Source organism: Advenella sp. FME57, from assembly GCF_014897675.1.
GTDB lineage: Bacteria > Pseudomonadota > Gammaproteobacteria > Burkholderiales > Burkholderiaceae_B > Advenella.
Map to the genome: position 1 here is coordinate 357,127 of NZ_JABUXU010000001.1, position 22,717 is coordinate 379,843.

Sequence of the window (22,717 nt, forward strand, 5' to 3'; positions counted from 1 at the left end):
ACTCTACTCCTTGTTTGCTGCCATGACCGGCAACAATGTAATGTTTTTCATGCGCACCACGAATAGGCGTCCCTTGCGGGCACGTTTGCCAATGTACTCGGCCAGCGCCTGCAACGATAGCGTATCCTCGGTCTGTTTGTTGCGATAGATGCCCGACACCATGATGCCGCCCTCGCCCACGGGAATGATCTGGGCCAGACTGTCGCTGGCGTCAAGCGTCATCAATTGGGTTCCTCGGCCGCCGCCTGCAAGCGATTTCACTTCGCCCAGGCCAACGATCAGGATTTTCCCTTTGGCGGTATACATCGCCAGATGGGTACTATTATTGAACACCGGTATGGGGCGCAGCAAATGCTGCTCGGCCTCGACCGTGACGAACTGCTTGCCGGCTTTCTGACGGCTGATCATATTCGACAGTTTTGCGGTAAAGCCCAACCCGTTGCTTTGCATAAGCAACCAGCGACTGTCTGCGGCACCCGCGATAAACTGGGTAACCTGGGTGCCGCGCTCCAGATCGACCATGCTGGTGATGGGCTGGCCATCCCCCCGCGCCGACGGAAGCGTAGACACTGCTACGGAATAGACGCGGCCGTTGCTGCCCAGCGCGATCAAGGTATCGGTGCTCTGGCATTCGTAGGCTGCATACATGCGATCGCCGGTTTTGAAGCCGAACTGAGTGTGGTCATGACCATGACCCTGACGCGAACGCAACCAGCCCTTTTCCGACACGATGACGGTAACAGGCTCCTGCACGATACGGGTTTCCAGTACAGCTCTTTCGGCCTCCTGGATAATTGTGCGGCGCGGGTCACCGTATTTTTTGGCATCGGCTTCAATTTCCTTGCCAATCATCCGCTTGAGCACCGACGGGTTGTCCAGCAGCTCCTGCAGTTTTTTCTCTTCATCACGCTTGTCATTGAGTTCCTGCTCAATCTTGAACCCTTCGAGCTTTGCCAACTGGCGCAGCCGCATTTCAAGAATATCTTCGGCCTGTCTTTCCGTCAGTGAAAATCGTTCCATCAGGGCCGCGCGCGGTTCGTCGGACTCGCGTATGGTCTGGATCACTTCATCCACGTTCAGATACACCAGCATGCGGCCTTCCAGCACATGGATGCGATCAATGACCTTATCCAGACGGTATCGCGTACGTCGGGTAACCGTCTGGGTACGGAACTGCAGCCATTCCTCAAGCACGGTACGCAAATTGCGTTGCCGCGGACGGCCGTCGATACCAATGCAGACCAGGTTGACCGATACCGTGCCTTCCATGCTAGTCTGAGCCAGCAGCAGATTGACAAATTCGTTGCGATCAATGCGCGAGGACTTGGGCTCGAAAACCAGTCGCACCGCCGCTTCCCGTCCGGACTCATCGCGCACGGCATCAAGCATTCCCAGCATGGCAGACTTGTTTGCCTGCTGATCGGGTGTCAGCGCTTTCTTGCCTGTCCGCACCTTGGGATTGGTGATCTCCTCAATTTCCTCCAGCACTTTCTGGCCCGAGGTATTGGGCGGCAGTTCCGTGATAACCAGTTGCCACTGTCCACGCGCCATCTCTTCAAATTCCCAGCGCGCTCGCGCCTTGAGCGAGCCACGACCTGATGAATAGATGGCCGCGATATCGCTGGCCGGTGTAATGATCTGCGCGCCGCCGGCAAAATCCGGTCCAGGGATCAGCGTATACAGCTCTTCATCGCTCATGCGCGGATGACGCAACAAACCCAGAGCGGCAACCGCCACTTCCTGCAGATTATGCGAAGGAATTTCAGTTGCCATTCCCACAGCAATACCCGAGGCACCATTGAGCAGCATGACAGGCAGGCGCGCAGGCAACATTTGCGGCTCCTGCTGGCTGCCATCGTAATTGGGAACGAAGTCTACCGTGCCCTCATCAATTTCACCGAGCAGCACATCCGCTATGGGCGTCAAGCGCGCTTCGGTATATCGCATGGCTGCAGCGCCATCGCCGTCGCGCGAGCCGAAATTGCCCTGGCCATCAATAAGCGGATAGCGCAAGGTGAAATCCTGGGCCATCCGCACCAACGCGTCATACGCAGCCTGGTCGCCATGCGGGTGAAACTTGCCCAGCACATCGCCGACAACCCTGGCCGACTTGACCGGCTTGGCGCCGGCGCGCAGGCCCATTTCACTCATCGAATACAAAATGCGCCGCTGCACGGGCTTTTGTCCGTCGCCCACGTCGGGCAAGGCCCGCCCGCGCACGACAGATACCGCATAGTCCAGATACGCCTGCTCGGCATACAAACCCAGGGTGATGGTTTCGTCTTCGGGAGGCGCTGCTTCAAACAGGTCCGTCTGGTCTTGATCACTCATTACACATCCACTTCCGCTAAATTACCTTTGTCTTCGAGCCAACTGCGTCGCTGCGCAGACTCACCTTTACCCATCAGCATATTGAACATTTTTTTCGTCTCTTCGGACGTCAGTTCGCCATACCCCACGGGCAGCAAACGCCGGGTGTCCGGATTCATTGTCGTTTCCCACAGCTGTTCAGCACTCATTTCGCCCAAGCCTTTAAAGCGGCTGATACCCAGGCTGGCAGGTTTCACGCCATCCTTCTGCACCAACTTGTCCTGGATGGCCTCCAGTTCCGATTCATCCAGGCAATACAACTTGCGCGCCGGGCGCTTGCCCTGGGCCGGGACGTCCACCCTGAACAATGGCGGCTTGGCAATAAATACAAAGCCGTTTTCCACCAGTCTTGGGAAATGACGATAGAACAACGTGAGCAACAGCACCTGAATGTGCGAGCCGTCAACGTCGGCATCGGAAAGAATGCAGATACGCCGATAGCGCAGCCCGGAAAGGTCTGGATTGTCATTGGCGCCATGCGGGTCTACGCCAATGGCAACGGCGATGTCGTGAATCTCGTTGTTGGCAAACAGGCGATCTTTTTCCACTTCCCATGCATTGAGCACCTTGCCTCGCAGCGGCAGGACTGCCTGAAATTCCTTATTACGGCCCATCTTCGCAGAGCCGCCCGCAGAATCGCCCTCGACCAGGAACACTTCGGTGCGGGTACTGTCGGACGATTCACAATCGGTCAGCTTGCCCGGCAGGACCGCAACACCCGAACTCTTGCGCTTTTCCACTTTCTGCGCAGAACGGGTGCGCACCTGTGCCTGGCGGATAGCCAGCTCGGCCAGTTTTCTGCCGGCTTCCACATTACTATTGAGACGCAATTCAAACGAGGTTTTGGCAAAACCGCCAACCAGCCTGACGGCATCGCGGTTGTTCAGTCGCTCTTTAATCTGCCCCTGGAACTGCGGATCCAGCACCTTGGCCGAGAGCACGAAACTGGCCCGGGAGAAAACGTCTTCGGGTAGCAGCTTGATGCCTTTGGGCAGCAGATTGTGCATTTCGATGAAACTCTTGAGCGCCGTATACAAGCCTTCACGCAAGCCGGCTTCGTGCGTGCCGCCTGCCGAGGTGGGAATCAGGTTGACATAGGATTCGCGCACCACCTGCCCTTCGGCAGTCCAGGCTACGGCCCATTCTGCACCCTCGCCATCGGCAAAATACTCATGCGACTTATCTGCATACTGACTATCGGCAAACACCGGCACCAGCAACTCTTCCCCCGCCAGCGATTCGGTCAGATAGCCGGTCAGCCCGCGCTCATACAGCCATTTTTTCTGTTCGCCGGTTTTTTCATTATTCAGGACAACGGTGACGCCGGGCATGAGCACGGCCTTGCTGCGCAGCAAACGCAGCAGCTCGTTCATTGGAATCTGGGCGGTATCAAAATATTTGGGATCAGGCCAGATGCGCACCCGTGTGCCGGTTTTCTTGCGTGGAACGGCATCGCCCAGCCGGGTCAACGGGGCCTCTACCACACCACCTTTGGCAAATACCAGCTGGTACTCACTACTGTCGCGCCAGACGGTCACTTCCATTCGGGTTGACAGCGCATTGGTCACGGACACCCCCACGCCATGCAGACCGCCCGAGAATGCATAAGCGCCGCCGGCTTTCTTATCGAACTTGCCACCGGCATGCAGCCGGGTAAAGACAATTTCAACAACCGGCGCTTTCTCCTCGGGGTGCATACCGACGGGAATGCCTCGTCCGTCGTCTTCGACCGTTATACTGCTGTCTGTATTGACCGTAACGGTAATCTGTCTGCCGAAACCCGCCAGGGATTCGTCGGCAGCGTTGTCGATCACTTCCTGAATAATATGCAGCGGATTTTCCGTGCGGGTGTACATGCCCGGGCGCTCGCGCACGGGCTCCAGGCCCTTGAGGACTCGGATTGATGCTTCGTCATAGCTTTGCTTGGCGGCCACGTGTTTCTCAATACTGTTCAAAAAAACAGACATTTTACGTGCTCAAGGCGTTTTTTGTCGCCTAATAATCACGCTTTTCGACAATCTTTATCGATAAATGGTATTCTTACATTTAACCACAGACGCATTTGGCTGCTGTTTGCCTTTCAGGAGTATCCTTTCCTTGACTGGCCCGGGCTTCATACGCCGGCTTCGGAATTCAAACTGAAAAATCCATTCCGTTGCAGCTCACATCAAACCTATCCGCTTTGATCGACCTCAAATCGAGGCATCCCAAATACGTTATATTCCATTTCCGATTATCCTTGACCACTGTCACCTGAAACATTATGAGCGATCTGATCAAACACGCAACCGAGAAATCATTTGAAGCCGAAGTGCTCAAGTCGGAGCTGCCGGTGCTGGTAGACTACTGGGCCCCCTGGTGTGGCCCGTGCAAGGCGATTGCTCCGCTGCTGGAAGAGGCATCCCGCGACTACGAAGGCCGTATCCAGGTAGTCAAGGTCGACGTCCAGGACCACCCGGAAGTCGCTGCCAAGTTCGGCATTCGCGGCATTCCAACACTGATGCTTTTCAAAAACGGCGAAGCTGTGGCGACCAAAGTCGGCGCAGTCAACAAAACCCAGCTTACCGGGTTCATTGACGAATCCATTTAAGTTATTTTTTCGCGCGGGCTCATTCGTCAGCCCGCCGCCATGACTCTTATTTCAATCCTTATCTATCCTTACTAATAAATAATGCACCTTAATGAATTAAAGGCACTGCATGTGTCGCAGCTGCTCGAAATGGCTGCTGGCCTGGAAATCGAAAACGCCAACCGCTTCCGCAAGCAGGAATTGATGTTTGCCATCATGAAGCGTCGCGCAAAAATGGGGGAACAAATCTTCGGCGATGGTGTGCTGGAAGTACTGCCCGATGGCTTTGGCTTTCTTCGCTCCCCCGAAACCTCCTACCTCGCCAGCACCGACGACATCTACATTTCCCCTTCGCAAATCCGCCGCTTCAATCTTCACACAGGTGACTCGATCGAAGGTGAAGTACGTGTGCCCAAAGACGGCGAACGCTATTTTGCCCTGGTCAAAGTGGAAAACGTCAATGGCGTATCTCCGGAACTGATGAAACACCGCATCATGTTCGAGAACCTGACGCCTCTGCACCCGGACGACCCCCTGATTCTTGAACGCGACATCAAAAGCGAAGAAAACAACACCGGCCGTATCCTGGATATTTTTTCACCCATCGGCAAAGGCCAGCGCGCCCTGATCGTCGCCAGCCCGAAGTCGGGTAAAACGGTCATGATGCAGCATATCGCGCATTCCATTACCACCAACTATCCCGATGCGACACTGATCGTCCTGCTGGTTGATGAGCGTCCCGAAGAAGTGACAGAGATGACCCGTACCGTGCGCGGTGAGGTGGTCGCCTCTACTTTCGATGAGCCGGCCACCCGTCACGTACAGGTTGCCGAAATGGTTATCGAAAAGGCCAAACGTCTGGTCGAGCTGAAAAAAGACGTGGTCATTGTGCTGGACTCCATCACCCGTCTGGCCCGCGCCTACAATACCGTCGTGCCCTCTTCAGGCAAGGTCCTGACCGGCGGTGTTGACGCCAATGCGCTGCAACGCCCCAAACGGTTCTTTGGTGCAGCCCGGAATATAGAGGAAGGCGGTTCCCTGACGATTATCGGTACCGCCTTGATTGAAACCGGCAGCCGCATGGATGAAGTCATTTATGAAGAATTCAAGGGCACTGGCAACTGCGAGGTTCATCTTGAACGCCGCCTGGCAGAAAAACGGATTTACCCCGCTATCAATCTGAACAAATCAGGCACCCGCCGTGAAGAACTGCTGATGAAGCCAGAGAAACTGCAACGCGTCTGGGTACTGCGCAAATTCATTCACGATATGGACGAAGTCGAGTCAATGGAATTCATTCTGGACAAGATCAAATCCACGAAAAACAATGACCAGTTCTTCGATATGATGAAAAAATAAACAACCTGCATTCCTGATGAAAAAATACCTTCGGCTGCGAAGGTATTTTTTTGGTCATTCGCGCAGAGACGACAGCACTGCAATTTTCCACGCATTGAGCCAATGTCTGAACCGGAATTTGCGAAAATTTGCTCGCCAGATTTTATGGCTTGTGCGTATGCGATGCGCCAGCATGACTACCCGATAATGCCGTTTTTTTATCCTGTTCACAAGGAATGAAAATGAACAAAATCAGCAAATTAACCTGCGCTGCAGCGATCGCTGCAAGCCTGTTGTGCACGACCGGCCTGGCGCAAACCGCAGCACCGGCGAAAAAATAAAACAGCCTGCAAAGTCGCATGACAACCTGCAACGCAGAGGCCAAAACAAAAAAATCGGCAGAAAGACGCTCGCAAGCGCTTTATGCAGGAATGCCCGAGCAATCACAGCAAAAGCAGGCAGCTAGTCTTTAACCAGTTCGCAGCAGCCGATGGCCAATTGCAACTGGGATGCAAAAGCCCAATCCCTGATTGGTGAGGCGCGTAGATCCTTTCTAAGTAGTTGCCTGAAAAAGTCCTGACGCCAAGTCGCGACCGCAAGCACAACAGCCACGCGCATCACAGCCGCTGCCGTTTTTTGATAAAAAAAAGCGACCAACAATGTTATTGTCGAGTCGCCCAGAGAGAGTAATCATGATGGAGAGATTTCGCAAAAACTCCATCGTTATTTTAGCGTCGCAAGCCCCAGAGGGATACCTGCAGAATTTATTGTGGCATTTGTTGCTGCTGCTGATCCAGCATATCCAACGCCTGTTTGCAACTGGACTCCAGCTGCGCCTGATCATCGATGGCAGCCATTTGCGAGCGCTGCTCATCAAGCATCTGCTTCATCTGCTCAGCAGATCCACCTGCCTTCACAACCATGTCCTCGGCTTTTTTGAAGTAATCCTGGCAAGTTTGCGGCAGACTGCTGTCAGCACTGGCAGAAGCGTCGGCAGCCGGAGCCGGTGCCTCACCCGAAGTGGATGAAGACTCGGCCCCCGGTGCCGCATCCGCATCGGCTGGTGCGGTTGAGGATTCTGCCGGTGCAGCCGGTTCTGCAGCCGGTGCGGAAGTGGCAGGCGCTTCGGACGTCGCCGCTGGCGTTTCGGGCGTCGTGGAATCGGCTCCCTTATCGCAACCAGCCAGACCGAACAATCCTGCCATCACAGCAACCAGAATCGCGGAACGTGTCGTATTCAAATTCATGCGTTCCCTTTCAGTTATTGTGGCTGGCTGCCGCCAGAAGCCGGCGCCTCGCCAGCAGGCGCAGGTGTTGTGCCGGAATCAGCAGGCGCTGCAGGCTCAGCAGCAGGTGCCGATGTGGCCGGCGCTTCGGATGATGCCGGCGGTGTTTCCGGTGCTGACGAATCTGCACCGTTGTCGCATCCGGCCAATCCCAACAAGCCTGCCAGAGTCGCCGCCAAGGCCGCTGAGCGTATCGTATGAAGTTTCATGATATCTCCTCGTCTTATTGTGGCTGGCTGCCACCAGAGGCAGGTGCTTCGCCTGAGGCAGGCGCTTCGCCAGACGGCGCTGGTGTGGTAGTGGAATCGGCTGGCGCGGCTGGTTCAGCCGCCGGAGCCGGTGCTGCCGGCGCTTCCGACGTTGTTCCCGGCGCTTTGGGCTCAGTCGAATCGCCACCGTTGTCGCATCCGGCCAGACCTAACAAGCCAGCGAATACCGCTGTCAAAACCATTGATCGTGTCGTATTGAATTTCATGACTTAACCTCTTTATTTGAATTGCGAAATCAGTACAAACCATTATTCGCACTTTCACGCCAAAGGTCATTACAGAACGACTATAAAGTGCTTGTATTTGTAACATTTGCAATTTTTTGGGCCGCGATCAATTTGGCTATCTGCTTGATTTGGCTTGCAAAAGGCTGAATAATGCGCTTTGCCGATGTCTTAATATTTAACGTTTTGCACCGGCAACAGGCAGCCTGATTATGTGCAGATGCGACTGAAAGTGGCTTTCAGCAGGCACCTGCGTTCGCGAAAGAGGCGTATGTCATTCCTGGCCGCGCGTTTTTTGCGGCAGGAACGACTACTACGACGATCAGACGATGCGTACATTCAACTGGCCCAGCCCGTCCACTTTGCCGACCAATTCATCGCCGACCGTGACCGCGCCCACCCCTTCCGGCGTGCCAGAGAAAATCAGATCGCCAGGTTGCAGCTCAAACAATCCCGACAAATAGGCAATGGATTCAGGAATAGACCAGATCAGCGACGCAATTGTGCTGCGCTGACGAGTCTGGCCATTGACATCCAGCGAGATGGCAGCCGAGTCAATGCCCTTGACCATCGCCGCCGGATGTACAGGTCCGATCGGACCCGACAGATCGAAGGCCTTGCCCACTTCCCAGGGCCTGCCCTGCTTCTTGGCCTCGCCCTGCAAATCGCGACGAGTCATGTCCAGGCCCAGTGCATAACCGAAAACCATCTGCGCCGCCTGCTCTACCGACACGTCCTTGCCTCCTTTACCAATAGCGACGACCAATTCCATTTCATAATGCAGGTTGGCCGTTTTGGAAGGATACGGCATTTGCCCTGTCTGACCGTCGGAGACAGGCAGCAATGCATCAGCTGGCTTGCAGAAAAAGAAAGGATCTTCACGGCCTGTAAAACCCATTTCCTTTGCATGCTCGGCGTAATTGCGTCCTACGCAGTAAACACGGCGCACCGGAAAGCGCGCATCGCTACCTGCGACAGCAAGGGAAACAATCTCGGGGGCAGGAAATACATATGTCATAGCAGTCTCTTAAATGGTCTTGGTTATCATGATCAATAGAACGTTGCGGCAGGCTAGCGTGAATCGCTTTGTGCTCGCCATCAAAAAAAGGGCCCGGTCGTGTACTGCCGTGCCCTTTTTAAAAGTCGTTGGAAACCAGCGGATTATTTACCTTTCTGGAATCGCTCGATACTGCTGGTTATCTCCGTATGCGCCGCTTCGATCCCCTCCCAGCCTTTGATCTTGACCCACTTGCCTTTTTCAAGATCTTTGTAATGCTCGAAAAAGTGTTGAATGCGCTGCAGGTCCTGCTCTGGCAAATCAGTATGCGCATTCAAGTTGCTATAGGGAGGGTAGAGCTTGTCGACCGGGCGGGCCAGCAATTTGGCGTCACCACCGGCTTCATCATCCATTTGCAACACGCCCAGGGCGCGGCATTTGATAACCGATCCGACCGCAACAGGAAACGGCGTCATGACCAGCACATCGACCGGATCTCCATCATCAGACAGTGTGTCCGGAATATAGCCATAGTTGCACGGGTAGTGCATGGCCGTCATCATGAAGCGATCTACAAACACCGCCCCGGTGTCTTTATCCACTTCGTATTTAACCGGATCGGCATTCATCGGAATTTCAATTACAACATTGAATTCTTCCGGCGTCTTGGAACCGGCCGGGACATTTTTCAAGCTCATAGTCAACTCTTCTGGTTACTGTGGTTACGATTTTTCATTCAATTCATCCGTCCTGATACCGGGGATGGGTGCACTGTCAAAGTACTCATCATCGGCTTCCGGCCGTTTGGCATAGATCGTTTTCTCGGACGCCTCATCTGCGCGCTCCTGCTCAATTTGCTGTTCGGCACGCTTGCGGTCAGGCGGGCCGTCTGGATCCATTCGCGTATCCGCCGCAGGCAGGTATTTTTCTCCAGCGACTGTGGGCAGCATGGAGATGGAGGCCGAGGCAAAACGCCAGTGCTTGACTGCCTCGGCAGGCTTGCCCAAGCGGTCGTAGAGCGCACCAAGCAAAGTGTGCGTGCGTGGATCTTCACGCAACTTCAGGCTACGTGTCAGATAACGTTCGGCCTGTCCCCACAACTGCGCGGCCAGGCATAAGAAACCGAGCGCATTGAGCAGATCAGGATTATTTTCGTCTTTCTCGAGCCATTGCTGCGCTTTGGTCAGGCGTGCATTGACCTGTTCGGCCGGGCACTGGACATAGGCATTAAGCAGTCGCGGGTCAATATGTTCCCGCAACGAGGCTTCCAGTATTTGCCCGGCAGTGTCGGGATGGCCGGCGGCCTGCGCTTTCTCGGCAGCAGCCAGCGCGATCAGTGGCATGGCCTTTTCAGCCGTGCTGAATGACTTCCAGGTATTGGCCCAACTATCCCGGGTGGTCGCTTTCATGACCGCCGCGCCGGCATGCTCAATGAGACGCTGGCCTTCGAAACTATCGATGGTTCCTTTCCTGTTCAGCGCACGCGCTACCTGCAGCAATTTATCCTGGTTACCAATTTGCTTGTAACCGCGCAACAGCAGTTTCTGGATATGGTCCTGATTGGCACCTCCAGCTTTTGCCAGTGGCTCGAGCAATGCCAGCGCCTGTTTGGATTCGCCTTGCTCCAGCAGCATTTCCGCACGGATGGTAGTGGCGGCATCCTGCATCCTGGGGTTACCCTGCGCCTTGGACTGTGCAGTCAGAAGCAACGCATCCCGTTCGGCATAGCGCGACTGGTTGTGCGCCGCCTTGGCCGCCGCCAGACTGGCCAGCGCCTGCCTGCCACTGTCACGACTGCGATTGAGCAGGCGGGTCAAATCCTTTTCCGCCGGGCTGCTTCGCCCTTCCAGCAATTCGACCCAGCCCCGCTCCAGCAGATCATAGTCCTTGCGAGTGTGCCGGCGCTGATTCCAGTTGCGCCATCGCGTTGGCGCATCCATTAGAACACCGATAAAACGAAAGATGAGGTAAAAAACGAAAAAGGCAATGACAATGAAGACCAGGCCAGAAGCCAGCGACACCGTACGGCGCTCATCGCCGGTCACAACCATGAAATAGCCGCTGGAATCACGCAACAAGAGTGCGGCAGCAACAGCAACAGCAAACAGGACGAGTAATTTCAAACTGGTTCGCATGCATTACTCCTGTCCGGGATTCATGGATTTAAGCTGCTTGCGGGTTTCCTGAACCGCCTTCACGCTCTGCGTAATGGGCGGTAACTGCTGCCTGACACCAGCCTTGAGCAGTTGCTGAAGCTGGCCCAGCACCTGTTGCGTCTCAACCGAATCCTGATTGAAACTTTGTCTGACACCGTTGACGACGGTTTCAAGCGATGAAGTCCAAATACCCTGCTGTCTATTGAGCAATGCCTGCTGGGCAAAATGCAAATGCTGCTTCAGATTTGTCCGCAACTGGGCGGCCTGATCAACCGTGAGCAACATTTGATTCGGATCGGCCAGCTTTTCCACTCGCACAATCCCGCCAAGATCGGAACGCAAGCCTTCCCAGGCAGCAACCGGCCAGGTTTTCACCTCGTTCCAGGCACGCTCATACCAGACATCCGAGGATGCGACCGCGTTCGTATCGTTCGCGCCTCCCGCAGGGGAAGTCACCTCCGAAGGCTGTCCGGCCATGGGTTTGGCTCCCGCCTGATCGGGAGCCAGCATTGGCAGCGCATCAATTTTTTCGGACAATGCCGCTACTTGGGTAAATTGCGCATCCACGCCAATGGCAGGCGCAGACTTCAGGGTAACGATATCGGCCGCCAAAGCGCCACGCAACCCTGCCAGCACCGGCGCATCAGCCTGATCTATGGCCTTGATTGCTGTTTCCAGCGAAGCCAAGGCATTTTCAAGGTTGCCGGCGATAGCAAGCTCATTCTGTGCCATGGTGACTAGACGACTCACGTCATTGACCACAAACAGGGTTGTCTCATCACGCGAGGCTTGCAAACGGGTTGTTTGCAGCTGCTGCAGTTGCTTTTGTGAAGACTCCAGCTGATCGCGCAGCGCAATAATCTGTGCCGACTGCCGATCAAGCTGATCGCGAATGTCGGCCGGCAATGAACCGGTAAAACCGCCCGTGCCTGACCCTGCGGCGGATGGGGCACCGGACGCATGAGGCGCATCTACGGCCGTTGCCGGCGTGCCTGCGGCGGACGTGGGCGTAGTAGCAGTATCTTGTTCTGAAGCGCCAGCTGTGTCTGTCGCATCGACCGACGCATCGCTGGATGTGTTCTCTGTGGTCACAGTACTGGATGATTGCGCCGTTGAGTTACCGGCGGCCTCAGCCCCCGGCTGCGTTGGTTCGCTATTGCTTGCTGTCGGACCCATGGGCGTACTGCTGTTGCTGCCGCTTGCCTCATCCTGAGCAGTCGTCGCAGAATCGCCAGGCGACGCACCCTCTCCTGCAACGTCTGCATCAACCTGGGCATCGCCACTTGTCGTGACTGGCGTTGTATCGGCACTCTGGGCCGATTCTGCATTGCCCGCTGCGTCTGATTGTGAAGAATCTGATGAATCTGATGTAGCATCTGCGGCAGGCGTCTGGTCCGGTTGCGCGGCCCCGGATGTCGGCGCCTCTGCAGGTGTGGAAGAGTCAGACTCGCTGGAAGTCTGACTGCCGCTTTCGAGCTCGGACTGATTATTCTGAGCGTAGTAGTAACCGCCAGCGGCGATGGCCGCCACGACCACAAGCGCCGCAATCAATGGCCCTTTGGTGCCTTTACCTGCATTGCTATCGTTCTTGCCCGTCTCAAGGGGAGGAATGGCGCCACCTGCAGCTCCAGAAACAGGCTTTTCCCCAGCTGTCGTATCGGCCTTGCCAACATGCGCTGCCGTTTTCTCAGCCGTGGTGTTCTCTTTTGCCAGCTCTGCATCCGTCACTGTATCCGGCGCTGCGCTCCCTTGCTGCGCGTGATGGCCAGCCGCTTCCGGTTTTTTTTCATTTTCCGTATTTCGCGCGTCGTCCTGTTTTTTTTCCATGTTTTTCAATTCCTTACTATCCAGAAAACCAATACACCGCTTGGCGATACGTTCGTGAAAGATTTGTACATTGTAGTGGATTACAGCAGGCTTTTAATCCGAGATTGTAACGATGTGGAAAATTGCGTCTTCCTGCGGCAATGCCCGTACGATGCGCAGTGTGCCGGCGTTCCCTGCTGGCAGTTTTTGCTGCCAGGCATGCTTCAGACTATCGACCTGTCCTTCATGGGTGACCACAAAGGTCGTAGATTCGGCAAGCGGATCCGGGTCTATCTGGGCCGTGGCCAGATTATCGACAAACGCCTCTATCCCCTGAGGGCTGGTCAGCACGACATATTTTTTTTCCATCGGATCGGCAAGCAGGCTGCTCATTTGGCGCTGCTGCTGCCTATCCCATTGCCTGGCATCCCGCCTATACAAGGGCAGGCGCTTGACTTGAAGCGATAGTTCCTGCAATTGCCGGGCAAGCCACGGGTTGCCTGTGGTGCCACACACAATCAGCACCGAGCTGAGGCACGCAAAAACGGCACTGGCCTTCAACCGTGCCAAAAAACCACTGGAGTCGTAGGGCTGATCGCCGACAGGACACAGGATCTGCTGTTGTGCAACGCCCTGGTGTTGCAGCGCCTGGACGGTTCCCGGGCCCACGCAGCCGGCACGCTGCCCTTGCGGCCATCGCATGCCTTGTTCAGCCAACAGATCAAAAAAGCGATCGACTGCAAAACCACTGACAAAAAATATCAGATCAAATGTGGCTGGATCAGGAACCGGGTCTGTGACGGCGATTGGCTGCAACGTTAGGGCCGGCAGTGTGGCAACGCGCAACCCTGCCTGTTCAAAACGCAGTTGCAGCGCCTGGTTTTTTCCTTGTGGTCGTGTGAGAACGACCGTTGCGCGCGAATGGTGCACGACCTGGGCTCACGCCTTGTCGGCGTCGTTCTGTGATGCCTCGTGCAGTGCCGCCAGTATCTCGTCGGCACCCTGCTCCCGAAGCGCTTGCGCCACCTCAACCCCCAACTGATCGGCGCCTTCGGCACTGGATGTCCGGGTACTACGCAATACTCGCGAGCCGTCGGGCGTTGCCACCAGCGCGTTGAGCGTGACTGCATTGTCTGTCAGTGTAGCGTAGGCAGCAATCGGCACCTGGCAGGATCCGCCCAGCGTCCTGGATACGGCCCGCTCCGCCGTGACACAGGCGGTGGTTGCCGGATTGGCCAGGTCGGCCAGGATCTCCAGCAGCTCCGTGCGCGCTTCCAGCACCTCAATACCCAGCGCTCCCTGCCCCGCTGCGGGCAAACTCTCGGAGACGTCCAGTCGCGATGCAATGCGGTCACCGAGTCCCAGACGCTGCAACCCCGCAGTGGCCAGTACGATGGCATCATAATCGCCGTTATCTAGCTTGGACAAACGGGTGTCCAGGTTGCCGCGCAGAGGCTTGACCACCAGAGATGGATAGGCCGCCCGAATCTGCGATTCACGGCGCAGGCTGGATGTGCCAACCACGGCGCCAGCCGGCAATTGGCTAAGTTGATGATAGGTGGACGATACAAAGGCGTCGGTCGGATCGGCCCGTTCCAGGATCGCCGCCAGTGCAAAAGGAGACTGCAGATCAACTGGCACATCTTTGAGCGAGTGCACGGCCAGGTCTGCCCTGCCGTCTACCAACGCTGCTTCCAGTTCCTTGATAAACAGCCCCTTGCCACCTATCTTTGACAATGTACGATCCAGAATCTGGTCGCCCTTTGTGGTCAGTTCCAGAAGTTCGACCTGCAACTGCGGGTAATGGGCCAGGAGCAGTTCACGAACGTGATGCGCCTGCCAAAGGGCAAGGCGGCTCGCACGGGTTGCGATGGTCAGTTTTTTAAGTTCGGTCACGCGGGGTTCCTGCTAAATATATTTAAAATCACGAATCAGGGGAAAAGGCGGGCAGTCATGGCCAGAAGCAATGGGCACAACCTGGCCGGCGCCCACCCAACACATGGCCAGGAGCACGGGTGTCGGGCCTTTGGCCCCCCTGCGCTAACGCAAATAGTTAATGGCTACGGTAACGGCTATACCGATTACCGCCAGAATAAGCAGACCTTGCAAGATACTGCGTTTGGGTTTTTCTTCCATAGTGTCAGACCTTCATACGAGTGGCAGACCTGGCGTCTGCGGACATGTAAAACAACAAACCCCGCCGGGGCGAAAAGCCTGGCGGGGTTGCCTTCCGGCGCAACCGGATCAGGACAGCATCCGGGTTGTCTCGGACTATCGGTCAACTCGGGTTAGTGCGTTTCAGTTACCTGCGACTTGCCCTTGCGGGAAGCCAGCCATTTACCCAGACCAACAACCAGAATTATGCCAATGACTTCTACCGCAATCTTAACAGTTTGCGGTGCTGGTCCGCCATTGAAGAATGTTCTTTCGGTAAATACGTCAGTAATCAACATGCCGCCGGCCAGCCAGCCCAACAGACCTGCACCCAGCGTAATCACCAACGGATACTTGTCGATCAGCTTGAGCACGAGGGTGCTGCCCCAGATAATAATTGGCACGCTGACAATCAGACCGAAGGCCACATAGGCCACTTCATGGCCTGGCGTGGTTTTCTGTGCAGCAGCGGCGATGGCAATGACATTGTCCAGGCTCATGACAAAGTCGGCAATCAGGATGGTTTTGACCGCGGTCCACACTGAAGTGCCCCCGGACACATTACCATGCTCATCCTCTTCGGGAATCAGCAGCTTAATGCCGATCCAGATCAGCAATGCGCCACCTACAATTTTCAGATAAGGAATCTCCAGCAACTTTAGGGCAAATGCAATCAGGATCACCCGCATAATGATGGCACCGAAAGTGCCCCAAAGAATGCCCTTCATGCGTTGCGCTTTTTCCAGATTGCGGCATGCCAAGGCAATGATGACGGCGTTGTCACCACCTAAAAGTATGTCAATGAGAATAATCTGGAATATTGCGGTCCAGCTCAGGGTCTGAAAAAACTCAAGCATAATGAAAGATCACCTCTGTTAGATTTGTATGATATGCAGGTGGGCCTGGCGACTGCCGAATGCCCTCTGATGTGCCGGCACCTGCATCGTATCGCGCCGCGCATTGGGCGCGCGGCAACACAATGGACACGACCTGCTCGACCACCCAATCAGCTACGGCTCGGTGTGATTGGCGAGAAGGTATAAAAAAAGGGCACTTGAGCGCCCTTTCCTGCTCCAGACTGCGAGCAATTATAAAACAGAGTGTTCAGTGCTACGTCAGTTTTTTGTACGAGCCACAAAAATTTTGCCCAGCACAACAACTAGAAGTGCACCTGCAATACCCATGGTAACGGCCAGTTGATGGTGCGTCATGTGCGCCAGCGCCGCCCAGCTCTCGGTACGGGGCTCAATCACAGGATCGCCGACAAACATTTCACCTGCAATATAGCCGAGCAGCGCCGCGCCCAGCCATACGATGAGCGGAAACTTTTCAATGACGCTCAGCAGCAAGGTACTGCCGAAAATTACAAGCGGAATACTCAGTGCGAGGCCGATGACCAGCAGCGTGGTATCGCCATGGGCTGCAGCAGCAACCGCAACTACGTTATCCAGGCTCATTACCAGATCAGCAACCAGAATGGTTCGAATCGCGCTCATCAGAGTGGCATGGGACTTTTCATGCCCGCCCTGCTCGTCATCCGAGTTGACCAGAGAAACGCCGATATAGACCAGCAGCACGGCGCCGATGATTTTCAGATAAGGAAGCATCAGCAGTTTGGCTGCGACCAGTGTGAGAATAATCCTCATTACGATGGCCGCGCCCGAGCCGATCACAATTGCCTTTTTCTGCTGATTTTCCGGCAACGTGCGGGCCGCCAGAGCGATAACCACCGCGTTGTCACCCGACAGCAGAATATTTACCCACACAATTTCAAGCAGGGCGAGCCAGAATGCCGAAGAACCTATATCCATAGTGAACCTTTCAAAGAGACTTTAAAATGAGAAAACGCTGTCGGTGTTGTCACCCGCGACATTGCCGCGGGTACTTTTTATTCGTGCCATCATTCTATGAATCTTTGCTGACAGTGCCCTGACTTTGGAACACGTATCAAAAGAAAGCGCCCCTGAAATCACATAAACACAGTTGTGATTTTCAGGGGCGTTTCAGCAGCTATCGCCCGGATTGAGCGATAAGCCATAGAGGGAACTTACAGTACTGATTTGAGCAATTTGCCCATTTCAGACGGATTGCGCGTGGTGCGAATACCGCAAGCTTCCATGATTTCCAGCTTGGCATCTGCCGTATCGGCGCCGCCGGAGATCAGTGCACCGGCGTGGCCCATGCGTTTTCCTGGGGGTGCTGTCACACCCGCGATAAAGCCAACGATCGGCTTTGTCATATTGTCTTTGGCCCATTCAGCGGCATTGACTTCGTCAGGTCCACCAATCTCGCCAATCATGACTACCGCGTCTGTTTCAGGATCTTCATTGAACATTTTGAGGATATCAATGTGCTTGAGCCCGTTGATCGGGTCACCACCAATACCGACGGCACTCGACTGTCCCAGACCAAGTTCGGTCAACTGGGCAACCGCTTCGTAAGTGAGTGTGCCTGAGCGGCTGACCACGCCGATGCGGCCTTTTTTGCAGATGTGCGCTGGCATAATGCCGATCTTGAGCTCATCGGGAGTGATCAGACCGGGGCAGTTCGGGCCCAGCAGCAGCGTTTTCTTGTTTTCCTGGCGCATACGGTTGCGAACGGCCAGCATATCGCGAACAGGAATACCTTCTGTAATGCAGATAACCAGATCCAGGTCTGCCTCTACCGCTTCCCAGATCGCATCGGCAGCCCCTGCCGGTGGAACATAGATAACAGACACATTTGCGCCGGTTTGCGCCTTTGCATCCTTGACGGAAGCGTAAATAGGCACGCCTTCGAAATCCTCGCCTGCGCGTTTGGGATTGACGCCAGCCACAAAGGCTTCTTTACCATTGGCGTAATCGCGGCACATACGTGTGTGGAACTGACCGGTTTTGCCGGTAATACCCTGAGTGATGACTTTGGAGTCTTTATTGATCAGAATTGACATGAAAAATTCCTTGCTTACTTAACGGCGGCTACGACTTTGGTCGCGGCTTCAGCCATGGTATCGGCGCTGATGATTGGCAGTCCGGACTCGGCGAGCATTTTTTTGCCCATCTCTTCATTGGTACCCTTCATGCGTACAACCAGAGGGACCGAGAGGTTAACGGCTTTGCAGGCAGCGATAACGCCTTCGGCGATAACATCGCAGCGCATGATGCCACCAAAAATGTTCACAAGAATCGCCTTGACTTCCTTGTTTTTGAGCATGATCTTGAATGCTTCGGTGACCTTTTCAGCGGTCGCGCCACCACCTACATCCAGGAAGTTGGCGGGTTCTCCACCAAACAGCTTGATCGTATCCATGGTGGCCATGGCCAGGCCGGCACCATTTACCAGGCAACCGATGTTGCCATCCAGTTGAATGTAGGCCAGGTCAAACTTGCTGGCTTCGATTTCGGCAGGATCTTCTTCGTCCAGATCGCGATATTCAACGATTTCAGGGTGGCGGAACAATGCATTCGAATCAAAATTGAATTTGGCATCAAGTGCGACGATATCGCCTGAACCGGTCAGGATCAGCGGGTTGATTTCAGCCAGGGAGGAGTCGGTATCCCAGTACGCCTTGTACAGTTTCTGGAATTCGACGGCAGCCTTCTCGACCGACGCTTCGGGTACGCCAATACCACGCGCCAGTTCCCGCGCTTCGTCATCGGTAAAGCCCTGGGCTGGGTCAACAAATACTTTCAGGATTTTTTCCGGTGTTTTTTCTGCCACTTCCTCAACATCCATGCCGCCTTCGCTGGATGCCATGACGCATACGCGCTGGCTATTGCGATCGGTCACAATGCCGACGTAATATTCTTTCTTGATATCCGCGCCTTCTTCAACGAGCAGACGGTTCACTTTCTGACCCGCAGCGCCGGTCTGATGGGTAACCAGTTGCATACCCAGGATTTCGGAAGCCAGCTGGCGCACTTCGTCAATGGACTTTGCCAGTTTCACGCCACCGCCCTTGCCGCGGCCGCCTGCATGAATCTGCGCCTTGACAACCCAAACCGGGCCACCGAGCTTCTCTGCGGCAGCAACCGCCTCATCTACGGAAAATGCGGGGATGCCGCGAGGCACCGTCACGCCGAATTTTTTCAGCAGCTCTTTGCCTTGATACTCATGGATCTTCATGTATTACCTATTAGCGTAGGATAAAAAAACAAATGCTCAGCGTTGCGCGAGCACACGAAATGAGACTATTTGAAGCCTGTACAACGATCATGACTGCCTGACCCGCCGTTTACCACCATCTTGCGAGTTGACATACCACTCCGGATAAAATTCCCTGACCACCGGAGAAGTGAGCGCCAGCGCGTGGCATCCTTCCAGCTGGAACGGCTTTTTCCCGGTTTTCTCTGCATGCTCGCGGCGCTGTGCCGACAAGCTCTGTACAAAGACCGTAGGCAGCAGCACCACCAGCTCGGACATATGCGTACAGCCATCGACACGACCGAAGCGGTCACGTACCGCCGCCCGGAACTGGCGCAGCAGATGCAGCCCGACCAGGCCACGGTAGGCCTCTTCAATGGCCATACAGGCAGAATCGTAAGGTGCTGCCTGATATTTAGCCCGAACATCGGAGATCATTCCCTCTGGCGTGACCAGCAGAACGATTGTCATATCGTGCACCGGGTCGCCTGCCAGGTGCATTGCACCGACTTTAGTAGGAAAGTCATACGCTTTGACATCGACCAGATGCGCTTCAAGCTCCCACAGGGAATCCTCCCGGAGATAGGCATCCATGGTGATACGGCGGGTGTGAATTGGCTTGCGTGCCGAAGAACCCAGAGACATGTTCGAACGATTGAGGAGTAATTGGTCAGTAAACCGATAAAGTATAGCGTACTCCCTTGTGCGCCCGCCCACAAAAAGGCCGTATTTGCGAAATTTTGCTGCAAAGCAAAATCAGCATAAAGTGCGCTGGAGCAAACGCGCACAGACACGAGCGACACCGGATAAAAAAACCACGGAGTAGCGGCAAGCCGAAATCTCCGTGGAAAAGGTTGGTAAAAAGCTCGCGCTCAAATCACAACGCGGCATTCACTTCACAACGCGGTATGAATGTAAACCGCGATATGCATTTAAACCGCAGCGCGCAATGCCTGTGCGGCGTTGACCATCTCGATCAGTGCGCTGCGCGTCTCGGGCCACTGACGGGTTTTCAGCCCGCAATCGGGATTGACCCACAACTGCTTGCGATCCAGACGGCTGGCCGCCTTGTTCATCAGTTGGATCATCCACTGCCGATCCGGGACGTTGGGCGAGTGAATATCATAAACGCCGGGTCCGATATCGTTCGGATAGTTAAAGCGTTCAAACGCTTCGAGTAGCTCCATGTTCGAACGGGATGTTTCAATCGTAATCACATCGGCATCCATTGCGGCAATGGATTCGATAATGTCGTTAAACTCCGAGTAACACATATGCGTGTGGATCTGCGTTGTGTCCTGTACGCCCGAGGTGCTGACCCTGAAGCAATCGACCGCCCAGTCCAAATAGGCTTGCCAATCTGCCTTGCGCAATGGCAGGCCCTCGCGAAAAGCAGGTTCGTCAATCTGAATGACCCGGATGCCAGCTTTTTCCAGATCCTGGACTTCGTCGCGCAGCGCCAGCGCCAATTGCAGGCATGTTGCCTGGCGCGGCTGGTCGTCACGCACAAAAGACCATTGCAGCACCGTGACCGGACCGGTCAGCATCCCTTTCATGGGCTTGTCGGTCAGCGACTGAGCAAAGGCAGTCCACTCTACCGTCATTGGAATCAGACGAGCGACATCCCCGTAAATGATGGGTGGCTTGACACAACGGGAGCCGTAGCTCTGCACCCAGCCATTCTGCGTGAACGCAAAACCGGCCAGCAGCTCGCCGAAATACTCCACCATGTCGTTGCGCTCGGGCTCCCCGTGGACCAGGACATCCAGGCCGGCTTCTTCCTGAAACCTGACCACTTCGCGAATTTCCTGGCGAATGGCTTCTTCATATTTGGTATCGCTCAGGGCACCGGCCTTCCAGTCGCGGCGCACCTTGCGAATCTCCGGCGTTTGCGGGAAGGAACCAATGGTGGTCGTGGGAAAATCAGGCAGGCCCAGCGCCTCGCGCTGTTTACTTATGCGCTCGGCAAAGGGGGCACGCTCACGCGCAACCGACGCTGCACCAGCCACACGATCGGTGACCGCCGGATTGTGAATCCGACGCGACACTTTGCGGTCGGCCAGCGCAGCGCGCTGGCGGGCAAGCGCAGCCGCCTGCGCTTCGGTAACCGTACCGTTCAATGTCGCAGCCAGCAGACTCAACTCGTCAAGCTTTTGTACGGCAAAAGACAGCCAGCTTATTATTTCTTCGTCCAGCTGGGTTTCCTCGGCCAGGTCTACCGGAACATGCAACAGCGATGACGCCGGCGCCAGCCACAGCCGTTCGCCCAGTTGTGCCAATGCCGGTCCGACCAAAGCGGCGGCCTGATCCAGATCGGTGCGCCATACATCGCGACCACTGATGATGCCGGCTGACAGCACGCGATCGACCGGCCAGGCAGGCAGCACGCGAGCCAGTTGCTGCGGACCGCGAACCAGGTCAAAGTGCACCCCTGCCACGGCGAGCGAGGATACCAGTTCCATATTGTCGGCTACATCGCCAAAATAGGTTGCCAGCAGAATTTTCACCGGCGTTGTGGCCAGTGCTGCGTACACCTGCCGGTAGGCATCTTGCCAGGCCGGTGGCAGATCCAGCACCAATGCCGATTCGTCTACCTGCACCCATTGCACACCCTGTTCGGCCAGGCGTGTGAGCACCTGCTTGTATATCTGGAGAAGCTGCGGAACCAGCGCCAGTTTGCGCTCATCTTCTGCGCTGGAAAACGATTCACCCTTGCTCAGCCACAGATAGGTCAGCAGGCCGGGAATCACCGGCTTGACCTTGTGGCCCAATGCCTGAGCCTGGGCAACTTGGTCAAACAGGCACGAACGCGCCAGGGAAAATGTCTGATCGGCAGCCAGCTCCGGAACAATATAGTGATAATTGGTATCGAACCATTTAGTCATTTCACATGCGGCTGCCGGTTCACCACTGGGCGCGCGGCCACGTGCCATTCTGAACAGCGTATCCAGATCGACCGGTGCATTCTTCGGATGGTTGAAGCGTGGCGGCACAACGCCCAGCGCGGTTGACCACTCAAGAATATGGTCATACCAGGCGAAATCGCCAACCGTCACGAAAGCATTACCCGCAGCTTGCTGGATTGCCCAGTGCCGCTCGCGCAACTGTCTGCCCGTCTCGATCAATTCCTTTTCGGTCGACTGCCCCGCCCAATACGCCTCCAGCGCTTTTTTCAATTCCCGTTTTACGCCAATGCGCGGAAAACCCAGGTTGTGTGTCAATGCCATGTGTAATCTCTATTAATAATATTCAACAGCCACGTCCATTTCCGATCCCGGAGTGAAGTGGCCTCGCATGAGAGCTGATTAAGTCAGTAGGCAGATTGTGCCGCGCCTGGAAAATGAGGACAGCTCAAATTCATTGATGTAATATTAGAAAAATTCATACTTAAAGATAGTTGTCTGATTTTTAACGTTATTTCATGAG

General features: G+C 55.2%; 20 protein-coding genes and 1 pseudogene. 5 read left to right on the top strand and 16 right to left on the bottom strand.

The window, feature by feature from the left end; translation table 11 throughout:
• Positions 1 to 3: 3 nt before the first annotated feature.
• The gene (parC, locus tag INT32_RS01585) at positions 4 to 2,331 is read right to left on the bottom strand and encodes a DNA topoisomerase IV subunit A (protein WP_193086970.1); all 2,328 of its coding nucleotides are present in this window, start codon (positions 2,329 to 2,331) and stop codon (positions 4 to 6) included.
• Positions 2,331 to 4,337 carry a DNA topoisomerase IV subunit B gene (locus INT32_RS01590; RefSeq protein WP_193086971.1) on the bottom strand — a complete coding sequence of 669 codons (2,007 nt, stop codon included), beginning with the start codon at positions 4,335 to 4,337 and terminating at the stop codon, positions 2,331 to 2,333. Before INT32_RS01590 ends, parC begins: the two co-directional genes overlap by 1 nt.
• Positions 4,338 to 4,633: 296 nt before the next feature.
• On the opposite strand from INT32_RS01590, the gene trxA reads away from it, so the two are divergent.
• The 4 genes and pseudogenes from trxA to INT32_RS22315 form a co-directional block, all read left to right on the top strand.
• Positions 4,634 to 4,960, top strand: a complete 327-nt coding sequence (gene trxA, locus INT32_RS01595) for a thioredoxin (protein WP_193086972.1) — start codon at positions 4,634 to 4,636, stop codon at positions 4,958 to 4,960.
• Between the two features lie 81 nt (positions 4,961 to 5,041).
• Positions 5,042 to 6,298 carry a transcription termination factor Rho gene (gene rho, locus INT32_RS01600; protein ID WP_128394322.1) on the top strand — a complete coding sequence of 419 codons (1,257 nt, stop codon included), beginning with the start codon at positions 5,042 to 5,044 and terminating at the stop codon, positions 6,296 to 6,298.
• A 326-nt stretch (positions 6,299 to 6,624) separates the two neighbouring features.
• Positions 6,625 to 6,750: a PsiF family protein gene (locus INT32_RS22310; RefSeq protein ID WP_370540162.1), complete on the top strand. Its 126-nt coding sequence runs from the start codon at positions 6,625 to 6,627 to the stop codon at positions 6,748 to 6,750.
• Positions 6,751 to 6,761: 11 nt separating this feature from the next.
• A pseudogene (locus INT32_RS22315) lies at positions 6,762 to 6,857 on the top strand (PsiF family protein); the annotation flags it as partial.
• Positions 6,858 to 7,041: 184 nt separating this feature from the next.
• Here the strand turns inward: INT32_RS22315 and INT32_RS01615 are convergent.
• The gene (locus INT32_RS01615; RefSeq protein WP_193086975.1) at positions 7,042 to 7,524 is read right to left on the bottom strand and encodes a DUF5339 family protein; all 483 of its coding nucleotides are present in this window, start codon (positions 7,522 to 7,524) and stop codon (positions 7,042 to 7,044) included.
• A gap of 14 nt (positions 7,525 to 7,538) precedes the next feature.
• Positions 7,539 to 7,772, bottom strand: a complete 234-nt coding sequence (locus INT32_RS01620) for a hypothetical protein (RefSeq protein ID WP_193086976.1) — start codon at positions 7,770 to 7,772, stop codon at positions 7,539 to 7,541.
• Here INT32_RS01620 and INT32_RS01625 point away from each other — a divergent pair.
• Positions 7,761 to 8,045, top strand: coding sequence for a hypothetical protein (locus INT32_RS01625; RefSeq protein WP_193086977.1), 285 nt, complete (start codon positions 7,761 to 7,763; stop codon positions 8,043 to 8,045). The two genes, INT32_RS01620 and INT32_RS01625, sit on opposite strands and share 12 nt — an antisense overlap.
• Positions 8,046 to 8,378: 333 nt before the next feature.
• On the opposite strand, the gene INT32_RS01630 is transcribed toward INT32_RS01625, so the two are convergent.
• From INT32_RS01630 to metE, 12 genes are all read right to left on the bottom strand, one after another.
• On the bottom strand, positions 8,379 to 9,074 hold the full coding sequence (locus tag INT32_RS01630) for a fumarylacetoacetate hydrolase family protein (protein WP_193086978.1): 696 nt from the start codon (positions 9,072 to 9,074) through the stop codon (positions 8,379 to 8,381).
• Positions 9,075 to 9,217: 143 nt separating this feature from the next.
• Positions 9,218 to 9,751, bottom strand: coding sequence for an inorganic diphosphatase (gene ppa / locus INT32_RS01635; RefSeq protein WP_193086979.1), 534 nt, complete (start codon positions 9,749 to 9,751; stop codon positions 9,218 to 9,220).
• 24 nt (positions 9,752 to 9,775) lie between these two features.
• Positions 9,776 to 11,188, bottom strand: coding sequence for a heme biosynthesis HemY N-terminal domain-containing protein (locus INT32_RS01640; protein WP_193086980.1), 1,413 nt, complete (start codon positions 11,186 to 11,188; stop codon positions 9,776 to 9,778).
• A gap of 3 nt (positions 11,189 to 11,191) precedes the next feature.
• Positions 11,192 to 13,036, bottom strand: a complete 1,845-nt coding sequence (locus tag INT32_RS01645; RefSeq protein ID WP_193086981.1) for a uroporphyrinogen-III C-methyltransferase — start codon at positions 13,034 to 13,036, stop codon at positions 11,192 to 11,194.
• Positions 13,037 to 13,129: 93 nt separating this feature from the next.
• A complete protein-coding gene (locus INT32_RS01650; protein ID WP_193086982.1) occupies positions 13,130 to 13,945 on the bottom strand; it encodes a uroporphyrinogen-III synthase in 816 nt (271 codons plus the stop codon).
• 9 nt (positions 13,946 to 13,954) lie between these two features.
• Positions 13,955 to 14,911: a hydroxymethylbilane synthase gene (gene hemC / locus INT32_RS01655; RefSeq protein WP_193086983.1), complete on the bottom strand. Its 957-nt coding sequence runs from the start codon at positions 14,909 to 14,911 to the stop codon at positions 13,955 to 13,957.
• Positions 14,912 to 15,303: 392 nt separating this feature from the next.
• Positions 15,304 to 16,026, bottom strand: a complete 723-nt coding sequence (locus tag INT32_RS01660; RefSeq protein WP_193086984.1) for a TerC family protein — start codon at positions 16,024 to 16,026, stop codon at positions 15,304 to 15,306.
• A gap of 258 nt (positions 16,027 to 16,284) precedes the next feature.
• On the bottom strand, positions 16,285 to 16,980 hold the full coding sequence (locus INT32_RS01665; RefSeq protein WP_193086985.1) for a TerC family protein: 696 nt from the start codon (positions 16,978 to 16,980) through the stop codon (positions 16,285 to 16,287).
• Positions 16,981 to 17,216: 236 nt separating this feature from the next.
• A complete protein-coding gene (gene sucD, locus INT32_RS01670) occupies positions 17,217 to 18,098 on the bottom strand; it encodes a succinate--CoA ligase subunit alpha (protein WP_014750504.1) in 882 nt (293 codons plus the stop codon).
• 14 nt (positions 18,099 to 18,112) lie between these two features.
• Positions 18,113 to 19,273, bottom strand: a complete 1,161-nt coding sequence (sucC, locus tag INT32_RS01675; RefSeq protein WP_193086986.1) for an ADP-forming succinate--CoA ligase subunit beta — start codon at positions 19,271 to 19,273, stop codon at positions 18,113 to 18,115.
• A gap of 87 nt (positions 19,274 to 19,360) precedes the next feature.
• The gene (locus tag INT32_RS01680; RefSeq protein WP_193086987.1) at positions 19,361 to 19,936 is read right to left on the bottom strand and encodes a DUF2889 domain-containing protein; all 576 of its coding nucleotides are present in this window, start codon (positions 19,934 to 19,936) and stop codon (positions 19,361 to 19,363) included.
• A gap of 287 nt (positions 19,937 to 20,223) precedes the next feature.
• Positions 20,224 to 22,518 carry a 5-methyltetrahydropteroyltriglutamate--homocysteine S-methyltransferase gene (metE, locus tag INT32_RS01685; protein ID WP_193086988.1) on the bottom strand — a complete coding sequence of 765 codons (2,295 nt, stop codon included), beginning with the start codon at positions 22,516 to 22,518 and terminating at the stop codon, positions 20,224 to 20,226.
• Between the last annotated feature and the right edge of the window lie 199 nt (positions 22,519 to 22,717).